This is a genomic window from Candidatus Thioglobus sp., assembly GCF_028599055.1.
Classification (GTDB): Bacteria; Pseudomonadota; Gammaproteobacteria; order PS1; family Pseudothioglobaceae; genus Thioglobus_A.
Genome location: NZ_JAQRMS010000017.1, coordinates 1 through 1,688, shown reverse-complemented (window position 1 = coordinate 1,688; position 1,688 = coordinate 1). Strand labels below are relative to the sequence as shown.

Genomic DNA, 1,688 nt, shown 5'->3' with positions numbered 1-1,688 from the left:
ATATTATTGAGCAAGGTTCACACCAGGAATTACTTGACGCTAATGGTGAATACGCTGGATTATACAATCACCAGTTTAAGAATTAAGTTATAGGCAAGGCCTATAATACCTTGCCTTAGTAAAAGGATATTTATCCTTTAATTACAATCATTTTGTGTTCTAGCATATCACGCATAGAATAACCAATGCCACCAATGCCGTAAAAAAAGGCAATTCCTCACGCCAACAACTTGTAAATATCACCATTGAGAGCAATAAAAAAATAGCATAATACAAGTTCGGGAGGTTTTGCCTTAGTAGAAATATCTCTATTCTTTAATCACAACCATTTTATGCTCAAGCATGTCGCGCATGGTGTAGCCAATACCACCAATGCCGTAGCCTGAGTGCTTACGCCCCGCAAACGGCATCCAGTCCACCCTGAAAGTGGTGTAATCATTAATCATCACCGCACTAGCTTCTAGCTTGCGGGCTACACCCATAGCTTTAGTGACATCAGTGCTAAAAACTGACGCTTGAAACGAAACATCTAAACTATTAGCCTGCTTGATGGCGTTTTCGATATCGTCATACGCATAAATGCAAACTACAGGGCCAAAAATCTCTTGCGTCGATACCTTGGAGTTGTTAGGCGGGTTAAGTAACACGGTTGGCTCATAACTCACTGCATTGATACGCTTGCCACCGGTTATGAGTTGTGCACCTTCATCAATCGCTTCATTCACCCAAGCCTCAATTCGATCAGTTTCTTTCGGTAAGATTAATGGACCCAAATCAGAATCTTCATTAATCGCATCACCAACTTTTTGTTTAGAGGCAACATCAGCAATCTTTTGTGCCAACTCTTGCGCTCTAGCCTCAGGTACATACACGCGTTGAACCGAAACACAAACTTGGCCTGAATGATACATACTGGCCTTAACCATACCATTAATAAAAGCCTCTTCATCGTGACATGAATCAAATATCAATGGTGCAACACCGCCGTGCTCTAGCGCACAACGCGTACCAGGTGCTAACTTAGATTTAAGATACCAACCCACTTTAGCCGAGCCAATAAAGCTAAAAAACGCGACACGTGAGTCAGTGACTAATTTTTCTGAATTTTCTCGATCGGTTAGCGCAACTTGCACCCAACCCTCTGGCAGGCCCGCCTCAGCAATAAGCTCTGCTAGTCGCAAGGTAGATAAGGGTGTCACTGCTGCTGGCTTGATAATCACCGGGCAACCTGTAGCAATGGCTGGAATAACCTGATGAATGGCTAAATTAAGTGGATGATTAAACGCACTAACAGCCACCACAACACCAATTGGTTCCATCACAGTAAAGGCCTTTCTGCCAGCGCCAGCTGCACTTAAGTCCATAGGTATTTCTTCACCTTTAATACCTTGCATTTCACGAATGGCAATATCAACACCGCCTACCGCTCGCGTTACCTCAACGCGCGCGTCCCGAATTGGCTTACCACCTTCATTGGCAATTAATTGAGAAAACATCTCATGCTCGTCTGCTATTAATGTTGCCAATTTTTTCAATACAGCGATGCGCTCATGTATTGGCAAACTTCCAGAGTCATGTAGAGATTTAGCTTTACTCAACATAGCATCTACTTGCGCAGCATCATGCATGTCTAGTTGTGCTAAAGTTTCGCCTGTGTAAGCCTGGTTAACGGTTAATTGTTTGGTCAT

General features: G+C 43.2%; 1 protein-coding gene. It reads right to left on the bottom strand.

The window, feature by feature from the left end:
• Positions 1-308: 308 nt before the first annotated feature.
• A partial coding sequence (locus PSN35_RS02175; RefSeq protein WP_300028840.1) for an aldehyde dehydrogenase family protein occupies positions 309-1,688 on the bottom strand: 1,380 nt, incomplete at its 5' end.